The organism is Litoreibacter janthinus, assembly GCF_900111945.1.
In the GTDB taxonomy this organism is placed as follows: domain Bacteria; phylum Pseudomonadota; class Alphaproteobacteria; order Rhodobacterales; family Rhodobacteraceae; genus Litoreibacter; species Litoreibacter janthinus.
This window is the reverse complement of the sequence record NZ_FOYO01000001.1, coordinates 3,451,130-3,474,674: the sequence shown is the minus strand read 5'-3', so window position 1 is coordinate 3,474,674 and position 23,545 is coordinate 3,451,130. Positions and strand designations below refer to the sequence as shown.

At 57.4% G+C, this 23,545-nt stretch carries 24 protein-coding genes; 10 read left to right on the top strand and 14 right to left on the bottom strand.

Annotation, left to right across the window (positions count from 1 at the left end):
• Positions 1-4 precede the first annotated feature (4 nt).
• Positions 5-679: a DUF1523 family protein gene (locus tag BM352_RS17415; RefSeq protein ID WP_090219460.1), complete on the top strand. Its 675-nt coding sequence runs from the start codon at positions 5-7 to the stop codon at positions 677-679.
• A gap of 61 nt (positions 680-740) precedes the next feature.
• On the opposite strand, the gene BM352_RS17410 is transcribed toward BM352_RS17415, so the two are convergent.
• Both BM352_RS17410 and deoC read right to left on the bottom strand, forming a co-directional pair.
• The gene (locus BM352_RS17410) at positions 741-3,041 is read right to left on the bottom strand and encodes an aldehyde dehydrogenase family protein (RefSeq protein WP_090219457.1); all 2,301 of its coding nucleotides are present in this window, start codon (positions 3,039-3,041) and stop codon (positions 741-743) included.
• 4 nt (positions 3,042-3,045) lie between these two features.
• Complete coding sequence (gene deoC, locus BM352_RS17405; RefSeq protein ID WP_425434545.1) at positions 3,046-4,032, bottom strand: deoxyribose-phosphate aldolase; 987 nt, start codon at positions 4,030-4,032, stop codon at positions 3,046-3,048.
• Positions 4,033-4,163: 131 nt separating this feature from the next.
• Here deoC and rpe point away from each other — a divergent pair, with 131 nt between their 5' ends.
• Positions 4,164-4,841, top strand: a complete 678-nt coding sequence (gene rpe, locus BM352_RS17400; protein ID WP_090219455.1) for a ribulose-phosphate 3-epimerase — start codon at positions 4,164-4,166, stop codon at positions 4,839-4,841.
• On the opposite strand, the gene BM352_RS17395 is transcribed toward rpe, so the two are convergent.
• Complete coding sequence (locus BM352_RS17395) at positions 4,838-5,176, bottom strand: hypothetical protein (protein ID WP_090219452.1); 339 nt, start codon at positions 5,174-5,176, stop codon at positions 4,838-4,840. The two genes, rpe and BM352_RS17395, sit on opposite strands and share 4 nt — an antisense overlap.
• 244 nt (positions 5,177-5,420) lie before the next feature.
• On the opposite strand from BM352_RS17395, the gene BM352_RS17390 reads away from it, so the two are divergent.
• The 3 genes from BM352_RS17390 (at position 5,421) to BM352_RS17380 (ending at position 8,153) form a co-directional block, all read left to right on the top strand.
• Positions 5,421-6,347, top strand: a complete 927-nt coding sequence (locus BM352_RS17390; RefSeq protein ID WP_090219450.1) for an ABC transporter ATP-binding protein — start codon at positions 5,421-5,423, stop codon at positions 6,345-6,347.
• The gene (locus BM352_RS17385) at positions 6,344-7,105 is read left to right on the top strand and encodes an ABC transporter permease (protein ID WP_090219447.1); all 762 of its coding nucleotides are present in this window, start codon (positions 6,344-6,346) and stop codon (positions 7,103-7,105) included. The genes BM352_RS17390 and BM352_RS17385 overlap by 4 nt, the downstream gene beginning before the upstream one ends.
• A 358-nt stretch (positions 7,106-7,463) precedes the next feature.
• Positions 7,464-8,153, top strand: coding sequence for a hypothetical protein (locus tag BM352_RS17380; protein ID WP_090219445.1), 690 nt, complete (start codon positions 7,464-7,466; stop codon positions 8,151-8,153).
• On the opposite strand, the gene truA is transcribed toward BM352_RS17380, so the two are convergent.
• A complete protein-coding gene (gene truA / locus BM352_RS17375) occupies positions 8,154-8,960 on the bottom strand; it encodes a tRNA pseudouridine(38-40) synthase TruA (protein WP_090219442.1) in 807 nt (268 codons plus the stop codon). It lies immediately after the preceding gene.
• A 94-nt stretch (positions 8,961-9,054) separates the two neighbouring features.
• Between truA and BM352_RS17370 the strand changes: the two genes are divergently transcribed.
• Together BM352_RS17370 and BM352_RS17365 are read left to right on the top strand one after the other, a co-directional pair.
• Positions 9,055-10,458 carry a YcjX family GTP-binding protein gene (locus tag BM352_RS17370; protein WP_090219440.1) on the top strand — a complete coding sequence of 468 codons (1,404 nt, stop codon included), beginning with the start codon at positions 9,055-9,057 and terminating at the stop codon, positions 10,456-10,458.
• The gene (locus tag BM352_RS17365) at positions 10,455-11,438 is read left to right on the top strand and encodes a YcjF family protein (RefSeq protein ID WP_090219437.1); all 984 of its coding nucleotides are present in this window, start codon (positions 10,455-10,457) and stop codon (positions 11,436-11,438) included. Before BM352_RS17370 ends, BM352_RS17365 begins: the two co-directional genes overlap by 4 nt.
• Here BM352_RS17365 and BM352_RS17360 read toward each other — a convergent pair.
• From BM352_RS17360 to BM352_RS19040, 3 genes are read right to left on the bottom strand one after another with little or no spacing between them, the layout of a single operon-like run.
• Positions 11,435-12,616 carry an FAD-dependent oxidoreductase gene (locus BM352_RS17360; protein ID WP_090219435.1) on the bottom strand — a complete coding sequence of 394 codons (1,182 nt, stop codon included), beginning with the start codon at positions 12,614-12,616 and terminating at the stop codon, positions 11,435-11,437. The two genes, BM352_RS17365 and BM352_RS17360, sit on opposite strands and share 4 nt — an antisense overlap.
• Before the next feature lie 53 nt (positions 12,617-12,669).
• Complete coding sequence (locus BM352_RS17355) at positions 12,670-13,092, bottom strand: group III truncated hemoglobin (RefSeq protein ID WP_090219433.1); 423 nt, start codon at positions 13,090-13,092, stop codon at positions 12,670-12,672.
• Positions 13,077-13,250 carry a hypothetical protein gene (locus tag BM352_RS19040; protein ID WP_175500719.1) on the bottom strand — a complete coding sequence of 58 codons (174 nt, stop codon included), beginning with the start codon at positions 13,248-13,250 and terminating at the stop codon, positions 13,077-13,079. Before BM352_RS19040 ends, BM352_RS17355 begins: the two co-directional genes overlap by 16 nt.
• A gap of 80 nt (positions 13,251-13,330) precedes the next feature.
• Between BM352_RS19040 and BM352_RS17350 the strand changes: the two genes are divergently transcribed.
• The 3 genes from BM352_RS17350 to BM352_RS17340 all read left to right on the top strand — a co-directional run bounded on the left by BM352_RS17350 (position 13,331) and on the right by BM352_RS17340 (position 17,393).
• Complete coding sequence (locus tag BM352_RS17350) at positions 13,331-13,789, top strand: Rrf2 family transcriptional regulator (RefSeq protein ID WP_090219430.1); 459 nt, start codon at positions 13,331-13,333, stop codon at positions 13,787-13,789.
• Positions 13,790-13,943: 154 nt separating this feature from the next.
• Entirely contained in the window at positions 13,944-16,925 is a 2,982-nt protein-coding gene (gene ileS, locus BM352_RS17345; protein ID WP_090219428.1) for an isoleucine--tRNA ligase, read from the top strand.
• A 3-nt stretch (positions 16,926-16,928) separates the two neighbouring features.
• Positions 16,929-17,393: a methylated-DNA--[protein]-cysteine S-methyltransferase gene (locus tag BM352_RS17340; protein WP_090219426.1), complete on the top strand. Its 465-nt coding sequence runs from the start codon at positions 16,929-16,931 to the stop codon at positions 17,391-17,393.
• Here BM352_RS17340 and BM352_RS17335 read toward each other — a convergent pair.
• From BM352_RS17335 to fsa, 7 genes are all read right to left on the bottom strand, one after another.
• A complete protein-coding gene (locus tag BM352_RS17335) occupies positions 17,390-18,085 on the bottom strand; it encodes a CDP-alcohol phosphatidyltransferase family protein (RefSeq protein ID WP_090219423.1) in 696 nt (231 codons plus the stop codon). The two genes, BM352_RS17340 and BM352_RS17335, sit on opposite strands and share 4 nt — an antisense overlap.
• 109 nt (positions 18,086-18,194) lie before the next feature.
• Positions 18,195-18,782, bottom strand: a complete 588-nt coding sequence (locus BM352_RS17330) for a cytochrome P460 family protein (RefSeq protein ID WP_090219421.1) — start codon at positions 18,780-18,782, stop codon at positions 18,195-18,197.
• Positions 18,783-18,939: 157 nt separating this feature from the next.
• Complete coding sequence (locus BM352_RS17325; RefSeq protein ID WP_090219419.1) at positions 18,940-19,869, bottom strand: tyrosine recombinase XerC; 930 nt, start codon at positions 19,867-19,869, stop codon at positions 18,940-18,942.
• Positions 19,869-20,570, bottom strand: coding sequence for a DUF484 family protein (locus tag BM352_RS17320; protein ID WP_090219416.1), 702 nt, complete (start codon positions 20,568-20,570; stop codon positions 19,869-19,871). Before BM352_RS17320 ends, BM352_RS17325 begins: the two co-directional genes overlap by 1 nt.
• A gap of 213 nt (positions 20,571-20,783) precedes the next feature.
• Positions 20,784-21,731 (bottom strand): DMT family transporter, encoded by a 948-nt coding sequence (locus tag BM352_RS17315; RefSeq protein WP_090219414.1) that lies wholly within the window; start codon positions 21,729-21,731, stop codon positions 20,784-20,786.
• Between the two features lie 54 nt (positions 21,732-21,785).
• Complete coding sequence (locus BM352_RS17310; protein ID WP_090219412.1) at positions 21,786-22,742, bottom strand: DUF808 domain-containing protein; 957 nt, start codon at positions 22,740-22,742, stop codon at positions 21,786-21,788.
• A 72-nt stretch (positions 22,743-22,814) separates the two neighbouring features.
• On the bottom strand, positions 22,815-23,468 hold the full coding sequence (gene fsa / locus BM352_RS17305; protein ID WP_090219410.1) for a fructose-6-phosphate aldolase: 654 nt from the start codon (positions 23,466-23,468) through the stop codon (positions 22,815-22,817).
• Between the last annotated feature and the right edge of the window lie 77 nt (positions 23,469-23,545).

Genomic DNA, 23,545 nt, shown 5'->3' with positions numbered 1-23,545 from the left:
GCTGATGCGTTGGGTGAAATACACAATCGTTCTGTTGTTCTGGGTGCTGGTCGCAGCCTTCCTGCACTACACCTTGCCGCAACGTGACATCGTTCGCATCGTTGAGACCGAAGTGCGCCGCGTTGATTTCGGCGAGAACTCGATCTTCTGGGCGAGCGCGGATAGCGGGCAGGATACCACTGGCGCAAATCGCGATGTCCGGTTTATCAACGCCGTGCTTTATGACAGCGGCAAGGCCGACAAGAGCGGGCGCGTTATGGTTTACCGCAACGAGGATACGGGCTGGGGATGGCCTCCCTACTTCAAGCTGGATTCCTCAAACCTCCAAACAGAAGCGGCGGATTTGGCTTCAACCAAAGCAGACCCTCAATGGGTGGTGATCACACATTACGGCTGGCGCAACGAGTTCCTGTCGATCTTCCCTAACGCTGCAGCAGTTCGGGCAACTGATGACCCAGAAAAGACGTTGATCCCATATTTCAACATTCTCATCCTGATCATCCTCGCAGGCATCTGCCTTGGGTTTTTCCGCCTCAGTCAGTGGTTCAAGAGGTCCAAAATTGATCCGATAACGGAAAGCGTTGGCGAGACGTGGGACGCGGTGGATGACTACGCAGACGAGAAGCGCTCCGGCTTCCGCTCATGGCTCGACACCTGGAAAGGCAAGCCGCGCAAGTAGAGCCGGTCAAAGTCTCGCCGTGACTTTGAGTACAAACGTTCAACGAAAGTTTGGTTTTGCGTTATTCGCCGTAGGGCACCCAGATGTTTTTCACCTCGGTCGCGGCGTCCAGCATCGTCTTGGCGGCACCGGGAACAGGAGCGATCAATGTTCGTTTCAGGTTGCTTGCGGAGGCGGCTTCAATTGCTGCGGCATGGCGCGGATCCGAGAAGCTCCAAACCGCGTCAATATCCATATGCGCTCCCATATGCTGCGCCACGTCCTTGTGGTCGCCGGTCAGCAGGTTGACGACCCCGGCAGGGACGTCGGAGGTCTCTAGTATCTGTATGAAATCAGTCGCCGCCAGCGGGAAAACCTCGGAGACGGATGCGACTACCCGATTGCCCATTGCCATTGCGGGGGCGATCACCTCGAGCAGGCCTGCCAAGGGGCGTTGATCGCAAAGCGCTGCGATAACGCCCACCGGCTCCTTCATGGCCAGCGCAACGCCGCGGATGGGGACGCCGTGAACTTGCCCGTCATATTTGTCGGCCCAAGCAGCATAAGTGAACAGGGTCTGAAGTGCATCCTCGACCTCGTCCCGTCCTTGCTTGCCTGTCATGGATTTGATCCGATCCGCGAATTCGGAGGCACGGGCAGATAGGTTCTCAGCCATGTAATAGAGGATTTGCGCGCGCAGATGACCTGTGGTTTTAGACCACCCGTTCGCCTTGTGCGCTGCTTCGACGGCATTGCGCAGATCCTTGCGGTTGGCCAGCGATACCTCCCCCAAGGCATCACCCTTCGGGCCGTAAACGATGCGGGAATACCCGCCATCGGGGCGCGCTTGCTTGCCGCCGATGTAAAGTTTCGCGGTGCGGTCGATAGGGTCTGAAAGCCCGCCCTTACCCTCAAACGCTGCGACAGGCTTGGCTGGTTTCGGGGCGTTCTTTGCTCTTGTATAGCTGGACAACCCCTCCCATCCGCCTTCGCGACCGAAGCCGCTTTCGCGAACGCCTCCGAAACCTGCGGCAGCGTCCATGAGGTTGGTGGAGTTAACCCACACAATCCCTGCGACCAGCTGTGGTGCGATGTCGAGCGCCAGGTTCACATTCTCGGTCCATACTGTCGCGGCAAGCCCGTAGCGGGTGTCATTGGCCATTGCGACGGCCTCCGCGGGTGTGCGGAACGTGGTCGACACCAAGACGGGGCCGAAGATTTCTTCCTGCATAAGGTTCGAGGACGTGGTGAGGCCCGTGATCAGCGTTGGCGGGTAAAAGCATCCGTCCGGGGCGGTAGTTTGGTATGTTTCGCCCTCCGTGTTGGAGGCGACCATATCCGCGATGGTTGCGCGCTGGATCGGGTCGACAATCGCGCCGACATCAATACACTTGTCCAGCGGGTCGCCAATGCGCAGCCCGTCCATGCGGGATTTCAGCTTACGGTAAAACGTGTCGGCAACGCCTTCTTGCACCAACAGGCGCGAGCCCGCGCAGCAGACTTGCCCTTGGTTGAACCAAATGGCATCGACCAACCCTTCGACAGCGCTGTCGATGTCCGCATCGTCGAAGACGATGTAGGGGGACTTGCCGCCCAATTCGAGGCTGAGAGCTTTGCCCGATCCCGCAGTCGCCTTGCGGATGATCCGGCCGACTTCGGTGGAGCCAGTAAAGGCGAGCTTGTCCACGCCCGACGCGGTAATCATCTCCCCCACTGCGCCATCACCAGTCACGATGTTCACGACGCCTTTAGGTAGGCCGACTTGCTCGCATATCTCGGCAAACAGCAACGCGGTCAGCGATGTGTATTCCGCAGGCTTCAGAACCACGGTGTTACCCATGGCCAAGGCGGGCGCGATTTTCCATGCGAGCATCAGCAGCGGGAAGTTCCACGGGATGATCTGGCCGCATACCCCTAGCGGTTCGCGGTCGGGAAGTTCCGCATCCATCAATTGAGCATAACCCGCATGATGGTAGAAATGGCGCTGCGCCAGTGGCACGTCGATGTCGCGGCTCTCGCGGATCGGTTTGCCGTTGTCTAGGGTCTCCAGAACAGCGAAAAGCCGAGCGTGCTTCTGTAATGCGCGCGCTAAGGCATACAGGTACTTCGCCCGTGTGTGGCCGGACTTGGCCCAAGATTTTTGCGCTTTTCGGGCGGCAATTACGGCGGTGTCTATGTCGTCTTGCCGGGCTTGGGATAAACGGGCGAGGACTTCGCCAGTGGCAGGGTTCTTTGATGTGAAGTCCTGTGTGGGCGCGGTAAATTTGCCGTCAATGTAGTGCCCAAACTGTCGGGATTTGCTGTCCAGCCAAGCTAGCGCCTCCGCAGCGCTTTCAGGGGCGGGGCCATAGTCCATGGTCTCGAGGATGTTTTTTACGGTCATGTGCTTAGCCCATTGGGTGACGGTAGGAGGCGGAATATGCGCCGGTGACGTAGTGCTCTAGTTGGCGTTCGATATCGTTCAGCAGCGACGAGGCCCCGAAACGAAACAGATCGGGTTGCAGCCAGCGGTGGCCCAACTCGTCCTTCATCAGGGCCAGATAGGTTATCGCGTCTTTCGCTTTAGAGATGCCGCCCGCAGGCTTGTATCCGATGTGGAATCCTGTGGCGTCATAATAGTCGCGAATAGCGCGGATCATCACGAGGCTGACGGGCAGGGTTGCGTTGACGCTTTCCTTACCAGTCGATGTTTTGATGAAATCGGCGCCTGCCATCATGCAAATCAATGAAGCACGCGCGACATTTCGCAAGCTGCCCAACTCGCCGGTGGCCAGAATGGCTTTCACATGGGCATCACCACACGCCGCACGAAAGGCGCGCATTTCGTCATAAAGCGCCTGCCAGTTTTGTGTCAGCACATGGCGGCGCGAGATCACAATGTCGATCTCGCGCGCGCCAGCTTTGACGCTTTCTTCAATCTCAGCCACGCGCAGATGGAACGGGGACAATCCCGCCGGAAAACCGGTGGACACGGCGGCGACAGGTATGCCCGTGCCGTCCAGAGCCTGCACAGCAATTTCGATCATATCATGGTAAACGCATACAGCCCCAGTGTGGATGCCGCTTATGCCAAGTGCCTCTTGTATGTCCGCGCGAATAGGTTGGCGGGCTTTTGCGCAAAGGCGCCTAACACGGCCTACGGTGTCGTCGCCGGACAGCGTTGTGAGATCGATGCAAGTGACGGCTTTTACAAGCCACGCCGCTTGGTAATCTTTTTTGACGCTCCGTCGTCCGGGGAGCGTTGCCGCACGGCGCTCAATGGCCGACGTGTTCGCTTGGACCCGCGCGACCCAATCAAGATCAAGCGCCATTCCAGGATTGCGGGGCAGATGCACTTGCGGCAGTTGCGTCGGGGTCTGTGTCAGGGTGCTCACAATTGGCGTCCTTCGGGTGGAGAAGGACGAAACGTGGCACGTGCGCGGGATTGTTGCAAGACGCAGCCTACCTTCCCAAGCGGGAGCCTGCAGGTTAGGACGGGGCGACAGATGCACAAAGGGATTCTGCTATGACCATCGACCGTACCGTAAAAATCGCCCCCTCCATTCTTGCGGCGGATTTCGCCAATTTCGGTGCCGAAATCGTTGCAGTCGAGGCGCAGGGCGCTGATTGGATCCATGTGGACGTTATGGACGGCCATTTCGTGCCTAATATCACCTTTGGTCCGTCGACCTGTGCCGCGATCCGGCCCCATATCAAAACCGTCATGGATGTGCATCTGATGATTGCACCCGTCGATGCCTACATTGAGGACTTTGCCAAAGCTGGCGCAGATATCATCACTGCCCATGTTGAAGCTGGCCCGCATATTCACCGCACATTGCAGGCTATTCGCGGCGCTGGCGCAAAAGCGGGGGTTGCCTTGAACCCGGGCACACCTGCGTCGGCCATCGCGCATTTGCTGGACGTGGTGGATTTGGTGTGCGTCATGACTGTGAACCCCGGTTTCGGCGGCCAAAGCTTCATCCCGCTAGAAAGCAAAGTTATCGAGTTGCGCGAAATGATCGGTGATCGGCCCGTTCATATTGAGATCGACGGCGGCGTGACACCTGTGACTGCTCCAGGTCTGGTGAAAGCTGGTGCAGATGTGTTGGTAGCAGGATCAGCCGTCTTTAAAGGTGGCTCGGTCAGCGATCCGGCGCCCTATGGAGAAAACATGCGCGCAATTCGCGCGTCCTACAGCTAGAGCTTCAAGAAAAACGGGTCCTCTTCGCGCCAATATATTGAGAGATCGCGGCCAGTGGGCGCGAAATTCCCTCGCATTTGAAGGGCGAAAAGGTCGCTGGAAAGCAGGGCTGCCACGCGGAAGGTTTGCTGTACTTCCGCACGTGGCTCTGGTTCGGCGCCGAAAACCTGTTCAATTGCGTGGGCGGCGCTCACGAGAACAAATACAATTTGCGCGCCAGTGACATCAGGCCATTTCCGGGCCAGATCACGCACGACAGAGCGATGGCCGTCCGGTGTGGTCGACACCTCTGCAATCGCGAAGTCCACCATCGTGTCGATTTGCTGAAGGCTCACCTAGTCTTCGTCCTAATCGTTAAAATTCACTTTCCACCAAAGGGGGCGGGCCAAACAGTTGACAGTGAAGCGTTATAAAATACTTCGTGCGGCATAGAACGTTACGACGAATTTAACCAAATGTTTATACAAATCAACGCACAGAGATGCGTTGCACAGCCCCCTTACGTTCCTGCACAGAACTCTGGCTTTCCCTTCGGGGCGCCGCTGCCTACAACACCCGTGAGTTTTAATCGGGGGACGCATGTCAGCAATTGTACAAGCCAAGGACGTCACAAAGACCTATGAGGGCGGATTTCAGGCCCTCAAAGGGGTGTCATTGGATATCGAGCAGGGTGAGATTCTTGCGTTGCTTGGCCCGAATGGTGCAGGGAAAACCACCCTGATTTCAGTGATTTGCGGCATGGTCAACGCCTCTTCAGGCTCCATCACGGTGGGAGGGCATGACATCGTCCGTGACTTTCGGGCAGCACGACGGCTGATTGGGTTGGTTCCGCAGGAAATTGCATTGGAGCCCTTTGAGACTGTCATCAACTCCGTGCGGTTCTCACGCGGGCTGTTCGGCAAACCGCGAAACGACGCCTATATCGAACGTGTTTTGCGGCAGCTGTCACTCTGGGACAAGAAAGATGCCCGCGTCAAAGAACTGTCCGGTGGCATGAAACGCCGTGTTCTGATCGCCAAGGCGCTGAGCCACGAGCCGCGCGTGTTGTTTCTGGATGAGCCTACAGCGGGAGTTGATGTAGAACTCCGCAAGGACATGTGGGGAATCGTGCGCGGCTTGCAAGCGGACGGCGTGACCATAATTCTAACAACCCATTATATCGAAGAGGCTGAAGCCATCGCAGACCGAGTGGGCGTCATCAATGGCGGTGAAATTCTTCTTGTTAGCGATAAGGCAGATTTGATGGCGCAAATGGGTCGAAAGGAACTTCGGATCGAACTTCAAGCGCCAGTGACGGAGATTCCTGAGGCTTTGGCGCGTTACGACCTGAAGCTTGGAGCAAACGGCGAAAGCCTTGTCTATTCCTACGATACTCATAGTGAGCGGACGGGTATTACGGCACTGCTTAGCGATCTGGCGGAGCAGGGGCTAATCCTGAAAGATGTTTCGACATCACAATCCTCACTTGAGGATATTTTCGTCGGTTTGGTGGAGGGCGCGTCGTGAATTTGACTGCGATAAAGGCAATCTACGTTTTTGAGATGACACGGTTTTTTCGCACCTTGTTGCAAAGCTTCATCTCTCCAGTGATCTCAACCTCGCTCTATTTCGTGGTGTTTGGTGCTGCGATCGGCTCCCGCATCGAGTCGGTCGAGGGCGTCAGCTACGGCGCGTTTATCGTCCCGGGTTTGATCATGCTGTCGGTGATGACGCAGAGCACGGCGAATGCCAGCTTTGGCATTTATTTTCCGAAGTTTGTGGGCACAATTTACGAGTTGCTGTCTGCGCCTGTGTCATTCGTGGAAATAATGATAGGCTATGTCGGCGCTGCGGCTTCAAAGGCTCTGATGGTCGGCTTGATCATACTTGCCACTGCGCATCTGTTTGTTGATCTGAACATTGTGCACCCCGTCGCTATGGTCGCGTTTTTGACTTTGACGTGTTTCAGCTTTTCCCTATTGGGGTTCATCATCGGGATTTGGGCTAAGAACTTCGAGCAACTCCAGTTGATTCCCTTACTCGTGATTACACCGTTGGTTTTCTTGGGCGGGTCTTTTTATTCGATCTCAATGCTTCCGCCCGCATGGCAATCCGTCGCCATGTTCAACCCCGTGGTGTATCTCGTGTCCGGATTCAGGTGGTCTTTCTTCGGCACCGCAGAGGTTTCGATTGGGATAAGCCTGTTCGCAATTGCCTTGTTTACGGGCATCTGCATTGCAGTGATTGGATGGATATTTAAAACAGGTTACCGACTGAAAGGTTGAGAGCGATCCCGCCCGACCGCTTGTTTGGACGGTGAAAAGGACAAACTCGGTGCCGCTCATCTGTTCAAACCCAGTTTAGAGGAAGCTTAACGCTTCGGCAGATCATTAGGACCGGTTTTTGCTCAGCCAGTCGAAAGACCGTCGTATTGACCGTATCTCTAAGTCTTTGAAAAATATGTTTAATGCGTATGTTTCTGAAAGATTTGATCTGCAGGCCCACTCGAACCGAGTTCGGGAAATTAAGGGAAAGTAAACGCTTTGTTAATCTTTTCTATGTCAGTCTTGCGTGGCAATTCCGGATCATCGACACCGTTAATTAGTCTACTTGTTTGTTTTTTCACGAAGATCGAGAGCGCTCATGTTTACCTCAAGAATCCTTTGTTCACTGTCGGGCGAAAGCCTGGTTGTCGCGCTGTCGAGAGAGCTGGCCGGTGCTTATCGAGTCCGGTCGGTTGAAGTCGAGACAGACGATATGCGAAAAAGCTATGCCTTCCGAAGCTATCGGGCGATCGAGAGCGTTTTTGTGCCTCGGTTTGCGGACTGCCTAACAGAGCTTTTGCAAGGCCAAACAGATCAGACGCGTTCGGTTCAGCTGCCAGGATTCGCGTTTTCGGGAGCAGGCGTTGGCTTGTCGGGCCTACGCATCCAACCAGTAATCGAAGGTGGTGAACCACGGGGCATCACGCTTTTCTTCAAGAGATATATTGGCGACGCCGGACAGTTGCTGAACTTCGAGGCGTCGACCGAGTTAACACCAGCTGCCGTGCGAGAGCGCATCGCAGTAGAAGTTTTGAGCGATATTGTAACTCCAATTTTCGACATGATGTCCCTGACAGAGCCCAGCTCGAAAGGTATCTTGATGGACCATGGTGACGAGATTGAAGCACGACTTCAAAAACTGGCTGAGCAGCGCAAGGAAATACAATTCTATACCGGATTGTTGCAGCGTTACGTGGCCGGTTGCCAAGAGGATGCCGCGAAGCAGGCGCAGGCAGAGCCTGACGCTCGTCTTTCGCCCGAATGCAATCGCGCTACACTGGTGGACTGATCAGGTCTCGCGTCGGCTGCGCCTTGGTTCATTGGACGCGCCAATGAAGGGATCTGACTGATATCCGACGCCTGCCAAATACAAACCTGCTGCCGGACAAACCGGGCCGCAGGCCGCGCGGTCACGGGCCTCTAAAGCATGTTTCATTTGGATCGGGGTCCAAGACCCGCAACCGACACGCTCCAAAGACCCGACAAAGCTGCGGACCTGATTGTGCAGGAAGCTACGCGCGCGGATCGAGAAACGATACTCCGCGCCGTAAGGGACTTCTATCTCTTCGATTTCAAGGGCATCGAGAGTTTTCACAGGAGACAGCGCCTGACAGGTCGAGGAGCGGAACGTGGTAAAATCATGCTGTCCGATTAGATTGCTCGCCGCCTCACGCATCGGATTTATCTCAAGGGGATAATTGATCTGCCACACAAGGCCTTTGTCATGGGTTGCAGGTGCGCGGCGATAGAGCAACCGGAACCAGTAACGCCGCTCGGTCGCGTCGAAGCGAGCATGCCAGTCGTCAGCGACCTTTGCCACCTCGAGAATCGAAATGGGATGCGGCTTGAGGTGGTAATTCAGCGCTTCATTGAGACGGAACACCTCCCAATCGCGTGACAGGTCCGCATGGGCGACCTGCGCCAGTCCGTGAACTCCTGTATCGGTGCGCCCGGCGGCGGCGATCTTGTCGAAGTCCGGCTGCAATTTGCGCAAAGCATCCTCGATCGCGCCTTGCACTGTTGGCTGGCCATCTTGACGTTGCCATCCATTGAACGGCTGACCGTTATATTCGATTTTTAGTGCATATCGGGGCATGGCAGACAGGTAACCTGAGTATGACGTCGTGCCAAGGCCCTACACACAGCGCCTCGCGCGCCTTATGTAGTCTGTAACAACCCAAGGGGCAGACGTGATACTTTACGATATTGTTGATAGCATTGGCCGTAGTGTCGAGGGTGCGACGCAGTCTGTCACTGGAGTTTTCGAGCCTACAATCAGGCTGGGCGTCACGGGTCTGAGCCGTGCAGGCAAGACAGTGTTCATCACGTCGCTGATTGCGAACCTAATGGACCGCGCCCGCATGGGGCAGCTACGCGCGGCAGCGGATGGTGGCATTCAAGCCGCTTACCTGCACCCGCAACCCGATGACACAATCCCGCGTTTCGACTTCGAGAGCCATTTAGCTGCGCTTACGGGGGCAGAGCCGAAATGGCCTGTCTCGACACGCTCGATATCAGAATTGCGTTTGTCGATGCGCGTGCAACCGACGGGCTTGATGGGCATGGTCTCGGGGCCGCGCACGGTGCATCTAGATATTGTGGACTACCCCGGGGAGTGGCTGCTGGACTTGGGCCTTATGGAAAAGTCTTACGCAGAATGGTCGCAAGAGGCTCTGACGCGTGCGGACACCCGCGATGCAGGGGCGTCTTTTGCATCTTTGGCGCGATCAACTGATGGCGCTGGTAGGCTTGATGAGCCGCAGGCCAAGCGGATTGCCGAGGCTTACACTGCATATCTACAAGCGATCCGCGATGCAGGGTTTTCTGACTACACTCCGGGTCGGTTCTTGCTGCCGGGTGACCTCGCAGGATCGCCGGTGCTGACCTTTGCCCCGTTGCCTTCGCCCGAAAAAGCGCGACGTGGCTCGTTGTATCGAGAGTTCGAGCGGCGCTTCGAGGCTTATAAGTCCAAGGTGGTGAAGCCGTTCTTTCGTGATCACTTCTCCCGCATCGACCGGCAAGTGGTGCTTGTGGACGCATTAGGCGCGATCCATGCGGGGCCACAGGCGGTAGATGATTTGCGAAATGCTATGGCGGATATCCTTGGGGCGTTCAGGCCTGGGGCGAACGCGTGGCTGTCGCAGATGTTGTTTGGCAAACGTGTCGAAAAGATTCTTTTCGCCGCGACCAAAGCAGACCACTTGCACCACTCGCAACACGGGCGCCTGACAGCAATCATGGAGGCGCTTTTGCGGGACGCGCGCGACCGCGCCGACTTTGCTGGTGCGAAGACGCAAGCTATGTCGATCGCGGCGCTACGCGCCACGACAGAGGACCACCTTCAAGGGCTTGATGTCGTACGCGGTCGGTTGATGGACACCGGCAAGCAAGCTGCTTTCTACCCCGGTGACCTGCCGTCCGATCCAGCCAAAATTATCGGCGCAGCGCGCGATGGGGCACAGGCGTGGTTAGATGCTGAATACTCGGTGATGAATTTTGCTCCGGCAAAGCTGGATCTGGCACCGGGGGAAGGGCCGCCCCATATCAGGCTAGACCGCGCCGCCGAATTTTTGATTGGAGATCGTTTGAGATGAGCAAACGCCCTGTATTGATCGAGCTTGATGAACCTGCTGCGATAACCCCTGCGACGGCCCCTGTAATTGCTGACGAGGTGCCGCAAGGCCGCGCGATGCAGTCGGTTGCGGCATTGGCCGCGCGCAAGCCGTCTCGTCTGGCCAAGTTCTTCTGGTCTGCTTTGGTGGCGTTGGTGAGCTTTGTGGCGAGTGTCGCGGCATGGGATTTCGTCAACGGACTGATAGAACGCAGCCCGATCCTTGGCGCGATTGCAGTTGGGCTGACAGGCTTGTTTGTTCTGGCGTTGCTGTTGATCGCCGGAAAAGAGTGGCTGGCGATTGGAAGGCTAAAGAAAATCGACGGGCTTCGCAAAGAGGCTGAATCTGCTCTTGCGACGGGTGATCTAAAGGCATCCCGTGCGGTGTCGGCGCGCCTGATGACGCTCTATGCGAACCGGCCGGAACTGGAGGCTGGCCGCGCCGCAGTGAGGGCGCGTGACGGAGACAAGTTCGATGCGGACGCAGTCTTGGGCGAGGCGGAAACGCAGCTGCTTGTGCCGCTGGATGCCTTGGCCCGTTTGGAAGTTGAGGCTGCGGCACGCCAAGTGGCGACCGTTACAGCCATTGTGCCCTTGGCGCTTGCAGATTTGGTCGCGGCCTTGACATCTAACCTCAGGATGATCCGACGCATTGCCGAAATCTATGGCGGGCGGTCTGGTACATTGGGAAGCTGGCGTCTGACGCGAGCGGTTCTGACGCATTTGGTTGCCACCGGAGCTGTCGCTGTGGGTGACGACCTGATCGGCTCCATCGCCGGTGGGGGCGTCCTGTCCAAGCTGTCACGCCGCTTTGGTGAAGGTGTGATCAACGGGGCTTTGACCGCGCGTGTCGGTGTCGCTGCAATGGATGTGTGCCGGCCGTTGCCATACACCACGCAAGCCAAACCCTCCGTCTCAGGGCTTGTGCGCCGTGCTCTGACGGGACTTTTCCCGACGGGCTAATCGCGTGGGGTAAGGGATGCCATAGGGGGTATCATGTCGCCACGTACAAGTCGGGTAAGTATCTTCGGGACCGGTGGGATCTGGCTAACTGGAAAAAGCGCGCGATCCCTTAGGGCGGGAAGAATGCGGCTGTCGGACTGATACTGCGGCGTAAACGCCCATGACATCGCCTGATAGATGCGCACATGCCAACGCCGTGCCATGGCGTAGGCGGGCAGGGCATCCAGCAAAGGATATTGTGCTAGCGCCTTGGCCAACGCCGAGGCATCCAGCATGGCCATATTCGCCCCTTGTCCCAATTGCGGTGAAGCTTTGTGGGCGGCATCGCCAATGATGGCGAGCCCGTCTGAATAGGGCCTGCGCAACGTGCCATGCGCGTAGCGGGCCATAGTCATTTGGTCATGGCTGGTGATCTGACTGAAGATCGGTTGCGCCTCAGGCCAAAGCTGCGCGATTTCCTCCTGCCAGTCCGAAAGGGGATGTGTGCGCCATGCTTCATATGCGTTGCGCGGCATCGACCAGAAGATTGCGGCCTGCTGGTTGTCAGAGTCAGGCAATGTGCCCGACGGCATGACGCCGATCATCCGGTCTGCGCGGCGATAGACCTGCGTCAGTTGATCCTGTGGCAGTCCGCACTCGCGCCACGGCACGGTGCCCCAGATCGCGCCATATGGCAGGGGTCTTGCTTGGATCGGCGACAGCGGCGATGACGCGCCTGAGCTGTCGATCACAAGATCAAACGGGCCTTCTGGTGCGCGACCGTCAAAATGCAGATGACCGTCTTTGTAGCCGGTGATCGAGTGCGACGGGGTGATGGCGACGCCAGCCTCTGTCGCGGCGCGATGCAGAACGTCGAACAAGCTGGCGCGGTGAATAGCGAGGCCGAAATGCGCGCCGTCCGGATCGTGATCGTAGGTCACATCAAGGACGCGGCGACCGTTGTCCGCTTCATGGCCCAGCATGCGCCGCAGCGGATTGCCCTTGGCGCGGGCCGCATCGCCTGCGCCGATCTCATTTAGGACCGCTTGGCCGACAGGTTGCACCACAAGTCCAGACCCGACGGGTCGGGGTGCGTCGAACTGGTCGTAAATGCTAATTTGATGACCCTGTCGTGACAAAAGGGCCGCGGCAGTAAGGCCCCCAATGCCGGCGCCTGCGATAGCGATATTATAGCTCATACCCCGCAACTTAGGTGGTTAAGTCTTGGACGTCATGGGATAAATGAACGCAGTTAGAGGCTTGGTGGTGCTCCTGCAGGGGCGCGCAAATCCTCGACCCCCATGCGCAGTCCGCGGGCAATCCGATGTGCCAGTGCGGAGAAGGCGCGCGCGGTTTCCGGCGGCAGTTCCTGTGATAGGACCCCATCGAACAGCGACAGCCAGCGCGGGAAATGCTCACCATGGACGTCCCGCGCGGCCATGTGCTTTTGCATTGGGTTTCCGTCATAGCTGCGCTCATACAGGATAGCGTTGCGCCAGAAGCTTGCGATCTTGGACTCATGTGCGGGCCAGCCGCCCTCTGGCACATGCGCCGCGAAAACGGGGCCGAGCACGGAATCAGCGCGGACCCGCCCATAGAATTTCATCACAACGTTGTCGATTTGGTGAGGCGTGATGTCGAAACGGGGTGGTTGGGCTGTCAAAGAACGATCCATACAATCGGAAGAAGGACGCAGAGGTAGATCAGCATGTTAAACATGGAGCGGATCAGGCCCATGTCGTCGGTCGGCGGCACGCCAAGGTACTGGCAGATTTTGGTGCCCGGCCAAAGCAGGATATCGGCGACCTTCTCGGCGGTGGAAGCAACGGACATGTAGTTTCCCCTTATTGGGTATTTAAGATGCGGAATAACTATCGCTTTTAATTGCGCATTGCAAATGCTAATTAAGCTGTATGCAACTTGATAAATTCACCGACTATGGGCTGCGTGTCCTGATTTACCTCAACGTCTGTGACACCGGCAGAGCCTCGGTGACCGAAATCGCGACGAAGTTCTCTCTATCCGAGCATCACCTTTCCAAAGTGGCAACGGCCTTGGCCTCGGAAGGGTTCGTAAAATCCACACGCGGCCGCTCGGGCGGGCTAAGTTTGGCGAAACCTGCAAGCGAGATCCGAATTGGTGCTGTTGTGCGCAAACTCACGCGCAATTCGTCTGTGGCAGAGTGCTTTGCTAACAACGGTGCTTGCGTGATTACCCCTGCCTGCGGTTTGCGCGGGCCTTTGGGGGAGGCGCAAGAAGCCTTCTTCACAGTATTGGACGGCTACACTCTGGAGGGCGTCAGTCAACAGCGAGGCAGACTGGCAAGGTTGCTTGGGATGGATGCTGCAAGCGCACTGGACGAACCTGCATAGCCAAGGCTATAAGCGGCACATGACCTGTTATACCGTCATTATTCGAATTATATCCCCGGCGCTCTGATCCAGATGAGACGCCGGGCCAAGGTGTTTGAGCTGCTCGCACCGTCCCCATTCCGTATTACCAATTCGACGACAAAGGACGCCTGACATGTGCGCCGACACCACCGAAACCGTTTCCTATAAAGACACGCTGAACCTTCCCAAGACCGACTTCCCGATGCGCGCGGGCCTTCCCAAGCGCGAGCCGGGCTGGTTGGAACGCTGGGCTGCGATCGGTGTTTACGAAAAGCTGCGCGAGAAAGCCCGCGCCGAGACACGCCAACCTTTCACGCTGCATGACGGCCCGCCCTATGCCAACGGGCATCTGCATATCGGCCACGCGCTGAACAAAATCCTGAAGGATATGGTTGTCCGCTCGCAGCAAATGATGGGGCGTGACGCGCGTTATATCCCGGGCTGGGATTGCCACGGTCTGCCGATCGAGTGGAAAATCGAAGAGAAATACCGCTCCAAGGGCAAGGACAAAGACGCTGTGGACGTGGTGGAGTTCCGCCAAGAATGCCGCGAGTTCGCCGCGGGCTGGGTCGACATCCAGCGCGAGGAGTTCAAGCGTCTGGGCGTCACCGGCAATTGGGACGATCCGTACCTGACGATGAACTTCCACGCGGAGCGCGTGATCGCCGAAGAGTTCCAAAAGTTCCTGATGACGGGCACGCTGTATCAAGGTTCCAAGCCGGTCATGTGGTCGCCAGTCGAGAAAACCGCATTGGCAGAGGCTGAAGTCGAATATCACGACCACAAATCTGATATGATCTGGGTGAAATTCCCAGTGATCGGCATCGCGGGAACAGAGGCTTTGGTGGCCGAAATCACCGGTGGGGACGACAGCAAAACCTCCGCGGCTGCGCAGGAAATCGGTGCCGAGTTCGCCAACACCAATGTGGTGATTTGGACGACGACTCCTTGGACTATCCCGCAGAACCGCGCGGTCTGTTTTGGTCCGAAGATCAGCTACGGGCTGTATCGGGTGTCCGAGGCCGCAGAGGACAATTGGGCCAAGGTTGGCGAAAAGTACCTGATGGCGGATGCGCTTGCGGAAGCGATCTTTGCACAAGCTCGCGTGGACGGGTTCGAGCGGCTGCGCGATGCATCGCCAGCGGTACTGGGAGCCTTGACCTGCAAGCACCCGCTGCGCGGCGTGCCAGACGGGCAGGGCGAGTGGGATTACGATGTCCCGATGCTGCCCGGTGACCATGTCACCGACGATGCAGGTACGGGCTTCGTGCACACAGCACCTTCGCATGGGGATGACGACTATCAGATCGGCCTGAAGTTTGGCCTTCCGATGACCTATAACGTCATGGAAGACGGCTCCTACCGCGCGGACTTGCCGCTGTTTGGCGGTAAGGCAATCCTCAAGCCGAATGGCAAAGAGGGCGATGCGAACAAGGCGGTGATCGAGGTTCTGGCCTCCGGCAATCTTCTGATGGCACGGGGACGTCTGACGCATAGTTACCCACATTCGTGGCGCTCCAAAGCTCCGGTGATCTATCGGAACACGCCGCAATGGTTTGCCGCGATCGACCGCGAGGTCGGCGACGGTCAGGATACCTATGGCAAAACCATCCGTGACCGCGCTTTGCGCAGCATTGACGAGCTTGTGACGTGGACGCCAAAGACAGGTCGCAACCGTCTCTTTTCGATGATCGAGGCGCGGCCCGACTGGGTGCTGTCCCGCCAACGTGCGTGGGGCGTGCCGCTGACCTGCTTTACCAAGGTCGGGGCCAAGCCGGATGACGCGGACTTCCTGCTTCGCAATGAAGAGGTGAACGCCCGCGTCTTAGAAGCTTTCGAGGCCGAAGGCGCGGACGCGTGGTACAAAGACGGTGCGAAAGAGCGGTTCCTGAGCGGTATCGTGAACCCCGATGACTACAATCAGGTGATGGACATCTTGGATGTGTGGTTCGATTCCGGCTCCACCCACGCGTTCACGTTGCGCGACCGCGATGACGGCTCCGAAGACGGTCTGGCAGATCTCTACCTAGAAGGCACCGACCAACACCGCGGCTGGTTCCACTCGTCGATGTTGCAGGCCTGCGGGACCATCGGGCGTGCCCCCTATCGCGGCGTTCTGACCCACGGGTTCACTTTGGACGAGAAGGGCATGAAGATGTCCAAATCCGTCGGCAACACCGTGGCGCCTGAAAAAGTTGTGCAGCAATACGGCGCGGACATCCTGCGTCTGTGGGTTGCGCAGTCGGACTACACCGCCGATCTGCGGATCGGGGACGAAATCCTAAAGGGCGTGGCGGATAGCTACCGCCGATTGCGCAATACGATGCGGTATATGCTGGGCTCGCTCAGCGATTTCACAGAGGCCGACCGCATTGAGGCGGCCGACATGCCGGAGCTGGAGCGCTGGGTGCTGCATCGCCTGTCCGAACTGGACGGGGTCGTGCGCGAAGGCTACGCCAAGTACGATTTCCAAGGCGTGTTTCAGGCGATCTTTACCTTTGCGACCGTGGACTTGTCGGCGTTCTATTTCGACATCCGCAAAGACGCGCTGTATTGCGACGGCGATACTGTTCGTCGCCGCGCAGCCCGCACGGTGCTGGATATCTTGTTCCACCGGCTGACAACGTGGCTGGCACCTGTATTGGTGTTCACCTGCGAAGAAATCTGGCTTGAGCGCTTCCCGGGCGATGACTCCTCCGTGCATTTGGTCGATATCCCGAACACGCCTGCCGACTGGCGTGACACCGAGCTGGCGGCCAAGTGGTCGACCGTGCGCAAGGTGCGCCGCGTTGTGACGGGGGCTTTGGAAGTCGAGCGGACGGCAAAAGTCATCGGCTCGTCTCTGGAAGCCGCGCCGACTGTGTTCGTTGGGGCAGACGTTGCCGAAGTGCTGAAGACCGTCAACTTCGAAGACATGTGCATCACGTCTGGCATAACGGTATCGACCGACATCGCGCCGAATGACGCTTTCACATTGGAAGACGCGGATGGCGTGTCCGTCGTGTTTGCCAAAGCCGACGGTGACAAATGTCAGCGCTGCTGGAAGATTCTGCCGGATGTGGGCACGCATAGCCACGAGGGTGTCTGCCAGCGCTGCGACACAGCGCTGGAGTAAACGATGGACGACGGGGCGAAAGCACGGCTTGAAAGCCCCGTCGGACCAATCACCCTGATTGAACGGGATGGCGCGATTGTCGAGTTGGAATGGAACAGTTCCGGCGATGTCGCTGGGACGGGTGTTTTAAGCCAAGCAGTCACTCAGCTACACGAGTATTTTGCCGGCAACCGACGGCAGTTCGACCTTCCTTTGAAGCCACGCGGTTCCGGTTTTCAGCAGAAATTCTATGCAGCGTTGTGCGCGATCCCTTATGGCGAAACGCGGACCTATGGTGATCTGGCGGCGGAGTTGGGGGTATCTGCCCAAGCCATCGGGCAGGCCTGTGGGGCGAACCCGATCGCCATTCTGATCCCATGTCACCGCGTTTTGGGAGCGTCTGGTTTGGGTGGCTTCTCTGGCGCTGGCGGGGTTGAGGCGAAGGTCGAGCTGTTGAAGCTGGAAGGCGCGGCGTCGCTGCTGATTTAGCCGTCTTTGCCGTGGATGACCTGTTGCGCGACACCCGCAAAAAGCAAGTAGATCGACGTCACAACCAGACCCCAATGCGCCCAGCTTTGGGGGTCGAAATTCACCCACGCGGCCCAACCTGCGAAGAAAGTCCAAGCCAATGCCGTTGGCAGCGTGACCATTCTCCAGCGCTCCGTTCGGACAGGGTGGACGAACTTGAGCGGGATGAACATTGTGATCGCGAGTGCCGTGACGAGTACAAGGATGATCCAGAAATTCGGCTGCAACGCAAAGACGACTATTGCCACCATGTTCCAGCACCCCGGAAAGCCGGAGAATGAATTATCTTTTGTTTTCATCCGGTTGTCCGCGAAATACATGGCAGATGTAAACGTGATGACAATAATCACGAACCAACCTGTCCAACCCTCGAACAAGCCTGATTTGAACAACGCAAATGCTGGGATGAACACGTAGGTCAGGTAATCGATGATCAGATCCAGCAACACACCGTCGAATTGAGGGGCGTTTTGCTTCACGTCGTATTTTCGGGCGAGCGGGCCGTCGATGCCATCAACGCCGAAGGCGACGACGAGCCACAGGAACATCAAAGACCACTTCTCATCAACTGCTGCAAGCATCGCCAACATGGCAAATACGGCACCGGTGGCGGTCAGAAGATGGACGGATAGGGCTTTGATCTGCGGTGTCATTGCCTCTCATGGCCCAAAATGACGCAAATTGTAAAGCCCAAGGGATAGTGCTGTTTCAGATTGCAGGCGTGCCGCGACCGGCACGCCCTGACATGTTCGGGTCGCGGCGCTAGTTGCTGACGCGCACCTCTTCTAGCGGATAGGCAAGCATGTCTTGGTCGGGATATCCTGCATGACAATCATGGCAGAAGCTTTGCTTGATCTTCATGACTTTGCCATTCGGCTGAATGCCGGCATAGAGCCAATCCGCAGTCTCTGGGATCGAGCCGTCTTCCATCTTTGTCATGATGAACAACGGACCAACAACGGCCTGCTTCTTTTTCTTTGAAATGGTGATCGATTCCTTCGCCAGAACCGAGCCAACGGGCATCTTCACGCCTTCTTCTTCGAATTTCAGATACTGCGCGGCGGCGATGTCGTTGGCAAAGGTTTGCAACAGGCGGTTTCCGTGAGGACCAGCCACAGCAGGGCGGGTTGAGGTAACAGTCCAAGCGCGGAAATTCGATGCAACCGCGTCGCCTTCCTTTGCATAGCCTTCCGCCATCGCATCTTTCAGGCAGGAATAAATCTCTTCGATCTGAGCAGCCTCAAGATCAAACGGATCTTCGACATCGACAGCACAATCAGCAGCGTTCGCAGCGGTGGCCGTAAGGGCGGTGACAGTTGCAGTGGCGGCAATAAAGGTACGGATGGTCATGAATAGGTCTCTCCCAGCAAAGTGATGTTTGACAGCTTGTCGCAGGTGAGAGTGGTCATCTCCAAGACAACTGTCCTGACGAAACCACACAATGGCGTGAGAGGTTTGCTTTGGGGGGAGCGGGATTTGGATTTTTTGGGCCCTACGTTTGGCTAACTTACCCGTGCTTTAGTCCCTTTGGATGCGCGTTGTCGTAGACCTCCATCAGGCGGGCTGTGTCGACTGCTGTGTAGGCTTGGGTTGTCGACAGGGAGGCATGGCCAAGCAGTTCCTGAATGGTGCGCAGATCGCCGCCAGCTTCTAACAGATGCGTCGCAAACGAATGGCGCATCGCATGTGGGGTCGCTGTCGCAGGTAGTCCTAACTGCATCCGTGCGGTTTCCATCGCTTTGGCGATCACGCGCGGGCTGAGTGCGCCGCCACGCACACCGCGAAACAGGGGATCGTCGCGCTGCATTGGGAACGGCTGTTCGGCGAGATAGCGGTCCACCGCGGCTCGGGCCGGATTGATCACTGGCACAATCCTGTCTTTCCCGCCTTTACCGGTAATACGAAGAACTTCGGGCAATGGTGTGTCTGCAAATGTCAGACCAAGTGCCTCTGATATCCGCAAGCCGCACCCGTAAAGCAAGATCAGAACCGCGGCATCGCGCGCGGCGACCCAGTCTTTAGATGCCTGCGTGTCGACTGTATCTATCATCGCGCGAGCAGCGTCTTTGGCCAGCGGGCGGGGCAGCTTCTTTTGGAACTTCGGCGAGCGGGTGGCCAACACGGCCGTCGGCTCAAACCCTTCGCGCTCTGCCAGCCAACGATAGAAGCTTTTGACCGAGGACAGCTCGCGCGCCAAGGAACGGGCCGCAACTCCGCGCTTGCGTTCATGCGCCATCCAAGCACGCATATCAGTTGGCTTCACACGGGCAAGCGGCTTCAAACCGGTGCTGTCGCCGAAATGTGATGTGATGAAAGTCAAGAAGCCCAGCACGTCGCAGCGATAGGCCTCGACCGTATTCTCGGCCACACCGTCAAGCGATTTGCGATGGATAAGCCACCCCTCCAGCGCGTCGCGGGAGGCGGCGGAGATCAGCATTACGCCAGCCAGCGCTTGATTGCCCGCTCAAAGGCGGCGCCAAAGAACGTAAGCAAATCGGTGCCTTGATTTGGTCGGAACTGATGTGGGTCTTCGGAGCCCATGACCAGCAAAGCGGGCAGCCGGCCTTGGCCTAGATCTAGCCGTAGCAGGGCTTCGGATTTGATGTATGCGGCATTATCGCCGTAAACGTCCTCAGACGCTGGCGAGACCTGACGCAAGCTGACAGGGCGCACTGGGATGTCGCGGCCAGCGGTGATGTAGTGATCGACAACGCCCGGCTCGACGATGGACAGCACGTCTTCGAACCCGATCGACGGGCTGTCGTGTTCTTTGGACTCAAGGATCAGCCGCAAGCGGGAAACGCGAAGCGATTCCAGAAGATCACCTGACAGTGTTGTCAGAAACGCTGGAAAATCGGTAGGCTCCAGCACTTTCAATATCGCGTTGTGAATGAGGTTTGTGCCGGCCAAATTCTCGTAAGCGGCGGCGATGACTGAACGGTGGGTGTCCTCAAGACGATCAAGGCGGCTTTCCAGGCGTTCCATAGCGATTCCGCGCAGGTCGACAATGTTGCCGCCAAGAGAGCGCTCGTTCGCATCGATCAAAGCCCGCATAAGGTCTTGATCTTCCAGAATAACTTCCGGGTCAGAAAGAATCTTGTTGCGCAGCGCGTCCAGCACTTCGGCCTGCTCAATCATGCTCGTTGCCTTTGTTTAGGGCGTTGGTTTGCGGGACTATAGCCCAAGGGTTTCGCTTTTTCCACGCTCAGAATGTCCAAGAGCGTTGCGTGTCACAAATCTGATTCACCCCTGTTATGAACCCGCAAGTTGCGTCGCACCCCTCCGCAACAAACAAACTCGGGACCAAGCTAGTCATCGCCCAGAATAATGGCAGCGGATGCGCCCTATCCGCTACCCTTGGCGCTTGGGCGTCTGACGCTTGGCAAGCTGGTTTTCCCGCCACACGGTATACAGCCCAGAGGTGAGGATCAGCGCAATGCCCATCCATGCGACCGCGTCGGGCCATTCATCGAAGATCAGCATTCCCAGAATAATCGACAAGGGCAGGGCGAGGTACTCAAACGGGGCGACCAGTGCGGCCTCGCCCGTGCGATAGGCTAAGGAAATGAAGTAGCCGCCAACTGCGGCGAACACCCCAAGCACAAGGATAAACGGGACATCGCTTGTCTCCGGCCAGACCCAAGGGCGGAACAGAAATTCCAACGAGGGGTTTTCGGTGGTTGCGAACTTCCCGTCGCCCATGACAAGCCCCAGCACACAAGTCGCCAGAATGAACATGAGCTGGATGTAGAACACCATGGATACAGTGGTTTCAGTGTTGCGCAGATAGCGGGTCATGATGTGCAGCCCGCCGTAACCGAATGCTGCTGCGATGGGCAACAGGGACGCAAGCTGGAATGCCGAAGTGCCGGGGCGCAGGATAATCAAAACGCCGATCAATCCAACCGCCACGGCCCCCCAGCGTCGCGGCCCGACTGCTTCACCCAGAAACAGGACCGAAAAGATAGTGATTACGAAGGGCGAGACAAAGAACAGGGCCACGGCGTCCGCCAATGGCAGCGCTGCGAGCCCAAGAAAGAACGTCATGTTGGCGAAGAACACCATTCCCGCGCGCGCCATCTGCGCCCCGATACGGTTGGTTCTCAGGGCAGTGAGTCCACCTTGGAACGGGACCATGACCAAGAGCACTACAGCCATGCCGACAATGGAACGGATCAGCACAATCTGGTGCAGCGCATAGCCGCCAGACAGGAACTTCATGGTCACGTCATTCAACGAAAACAGCGTCACCGCAATGGATGCAAAAATCGGGCCAAGGGCCGCTGGGGAAAGCTTCATCAGGCGACGCTAGGACAGGGGGCGCAGTTGGTCCAGCGTCAAAACTGCGCCGCGCTACTTGCCGCGTAGTCTGCCCCAAGTCGGGATTAAGATCTTTGTTGCGATGGGGATGAGGATTAGACCAAGCCCAAGACCAAATATGCCGTCCATGGTGGCTTTGGTGATCCATTGCACCGCACCCTTTGCGGTGCCGATGGCGTCGGCAGCGGCGTAGGACACGTCGTGAATAATATGTTCTGGCCAGCTGAAGCCGAGGCTGTCCAGTCCGTGGATAACAATGGACCCACCGACCCAGAGCATCGCCGCGGTGCCGACGATCAGCAGAAGCTGCAAGAAGCCGGGCATGGCTTTGACGATGCCGCGCCCCAAGGCCCGTGTCGCAAACAGGCGGCCGCGCTCAGCCATGGTCAACCCTATGTCGTCGGCCTTCACGATCAGCGCGACGGAGCCGTAGACCAGTGCCGTTATGCCGATGGCCACAGTGACAAGGGTTGCGGCCTCCATCGCGAAACTGCTTTCAGGGATGGCGGCAAGGGCTATGGTCATGATCTCGGCCGACAGGATGAAGTCGGTCTTGATTGCACCTGCGGCTTTTTCTTCTTCAAGATGGGCAGGGTCTTGGGGCATATCGGCGGGCTGATCCGCGTCATGGGTTGAATGAACGAACAGATGGGCGATCTTCTCGGCACCTTCAAAGCACAAATAGCCGCCGCCGAGCATTAGAAGAGGCGTGATCGTCCAAGGTGCGAAGTTGGAGAGCAACAGGCCGACCGGCAGCAAATAGAGCAGTTTGTTCTTGAGCGACCCCTTGGCGATCCGCCAGACCAGCGGCAATTCTCGCGAAGCCTCGAACCCGTGCAGGTATTTTGGTGTCACCGCCGCGTCATCGATCAACGCACCCGCGGCTTGCGCGCCAGCTTGCGTTGCCTGGCTCATGACGTCGTCGACGGAGGCTGCGGCGATTTTGGCGATGCCAGCCACGTCGTCAAGGAGGGCAAGTAATCCGCTCATAGATACTCCGATAGATAAGGCCGTGCGCTCGGGGTGAACACACGGCCTTCTAACATAGGTTTTCGGCGCCGTTTAGACGATTTTGATGTTTGCCTTGGCGACGTCTTTCATGAACCCGTCCAAGCCCTTGTCCGTCAGAACGTGGTTTGCCATCGCTTTGATCACGGCAGGTGGCGCAGTAGCCACATCTGCGCCGACTTTGGCGCAATCCGACATGTGATTGGCAGAGCGGATGGAAGCGGCCAGAATTTCGGTCTCGAAGCCGTAATTGTCGTAGATTTCGCGGATGTCGGCGATCAATTCCATGCCGTCGAGGTTCAAGTCATCCAGACGTCCGATGAACGGCGAGATAAACGTGGCCCCAACCTTTGCCGCCAGCAGCGCCTGGTTGGCCGAGAAGCAGAGCGTCACGTTGACCATGTGGCCTTCGTTTGTCAGCACGTTACAGGCTTTCAGCCCGTCCCAAGTCAGGGGCACTTTCACAGCGATGTTGTCGGCAATCTTCGCCAGCTTGCGGCCTTCCGCGATCATGTCGTCCGCGTTCAGTGCAACCACTTCGGCTGACACGGGGCCAGAAACGATGTCGCAGATTTCCTTAGTCACTTCGAGAATGTCGCGGCCGGATTTGGCGATCAGCGACGGGTTGGTGGTGACCCCGTCTACGATGCCCAATGCGTTCAATTCTTTGATGTCGTCAATTTCGGCAGTGTCTACGAAGAATTTCATGGGGAATCCCTTTCGGTGGGCGTTTGGTCTGGTTAAGTGTGGCTTTACCTCAATTCTGTAGGTGAGAGCAAACGGTG